The sequence below is a fragment of the Flavobacteriales bacterium genome (genome assembly GCA_021296215.1).
Lineage (GTDB): Bacteria > Bacteroidota > Bacteroidia > Flavobacteriales > ECT2AJA-044 > ECT2AJA-044.
On record JAGWBA010000130.1, the window covers coordinates 934 to 2,773 of the forward strand.

General features: G+C 47.4%; 2 protein-coding genes. One reads left to right on the plus strand and one right to left on the minus strand.

Going from position 1 to position 1,840, the window contains the following annotated elements; all coding sequences use genetic code 11:
* Positions 1-314: hypothetical protein (locus J4F31_12480; protein MCE2497369.1), on the minus strand; the 314-nt coding region annotated here is incomplete at its 3' end.
* A gap of 348 nt (positions 315-662) precedes the next feature.
* Here J4F31_12480 and gatB point away from each other — a divergent pair.
* Positions 663-1,840, plus strand: a 1,178-nt coding sequence (gene gatB, locus J4F31_12485) for an Asp-tRNA(Asn)/Glu-tRNA(Gln) amidotransferase subunit GatB (GenBank protein MCE2497370.1), incomplete at its 3' end; no start/stop codon positions are given.

Below are 1,840 nucleotides of genomic sequence, written 5' to 3' on the forward strand. Positions count from 1 at the left end.
TCCCAGATCAACCAGAGATTTCTTACACTGAAGCCAAGACCCTCTTCGTCAGCGTCAGGATCTGTGTAGTTGGCCAGAAACTGACCAAAGAACCTCATCCTGAGCTTGTAGTTCTTGTCCGCGGTCTGGAAAGTAAGACCCGAGCCTTTCTTGGTTTTGACCTTTATCTTGTTGTACCAGGCCTTAGAATCTTTCGCCGTAGCCTCATACACTTTAGTGTTGATCTGCTGCTCAAGCTTTTCTATCTGCTTCTTAAGCTCCTCTATCTGCTCCCGTATGCTCTGGTCGCTATCGGCTTGGGCAGGAAGTGACATAAAAGAAAGCAGAGTGAAAAAAGAAACGGCTAAAACTACTGAAATTCTCATCTTATGTCCTCCTCTAAGTCATATTTAAATCTGGTGTACGGAGAATTTGGAAAAAAGCGGCATATCCGGTTGGTTTGACTTCACCTAAACCAATCAACAGGAGTATATGCCAATATAAGCAGAAAGAATAAAGTTTTTGAGCCGAAAGGTCAAAAAAACGATGGATTCGTTGAGAGAGCTTTCCGCTAGATCTATTATCCTAGACAGAAATACGCGGGCCAAAGGTTGCCTGCTGGCCAAGTACATATATAATTTTCGCTCGGCTGCTTTATCAAATTTCTCCCGAAGGAACAATCAATGCAATACGAAGCGGTAATTGGTCTTGAAGTACACGCACAGCTTGCTACTGAATCCAAGATATTTTCTTCTTCCTCAACGAAATTCGGGAGTCCCCCCAACTCCCAGGTGAATCCGGTCTGTCTGGGTATGCCGGGGGTGCTGCCGGTTTTTAATGAAAGGGTTCTTGAGTACGCACTAAAAGCCGGACTGGCAACCAACTGTGAAATTGCCCGGAAATCAAGATTCGCGAGGAAGAACTACTTCTACCCCGATCTTCCAAAGGGCTACCAGATTTCTCAGTACGATGAACCGCTTTGCCTTCGGGGACACCTCGAGATAGATTCGGGGGACGGTAAAAAGAAAATCAGAATAACCCGCATACACCTAGAAGAAGACGCGGGAAAACTCGTGCACGAATATTCCGACTTCGAAAGCCATGTGGATCTCAACAGGGCCGGAGTGCCGCTTGTGGAAATAGTGAGCGAGCCTGACATTTCAACCGCCGAGGAAGCGATCGAATACGTAAAGAAACTTAGGACAATCCTCAGATATATTGAGGTCTGCGACGGAAACATGGAGGAAGGGAGCCTGCGTTGCGACGCGAACGTTTCCGTGCGACCGGCAGGGCAGAGCAAACTCGGAACAAAAACCGAGATCAAAAATCTTAATTCCTTCCGCTTCATACAAAGAGCTATAGAATACGAAATAAAAAGACAGGAGGCAGTCCTTCAAAGCGGAGGAAAGGTGGTCCAGGAAACGAGGCTTTTTGACTCCCAAAAAGGGGTCACATTTGCGATGAGATCAAAAGAAGAGGCTCACGACTACAGATATTTCCCGGACCCCGACCTTCTGCCGGTCGTGGTGGATGAGGATTATCTGGAGAAAATCCGCCTGTCCCTCCCGGAACTCCCCGAAGAAAAGCTCAGCAGGTTCGTGGATGAATTCAACATACCGAGAAACGATGCCGAGACGCTTTCATCCTCAAGACCGCTTGCCGAATACTTTGAAGAGTGCGCAAAACACGTAAAAGACCAGAAGGCGGCGAGCAACTGGATCTTAAACGAGATGCTGAGAGAAGTTGAAAACGAAGACAGCATAGCCGAATTTCCGGTTCCCCCCGAGAACCTCGCTGAACTGCTGGAACTTATCGGGGAAGGAAAAGTAAACCGCAAGACCGCCAAGGAAATATTCTCCGA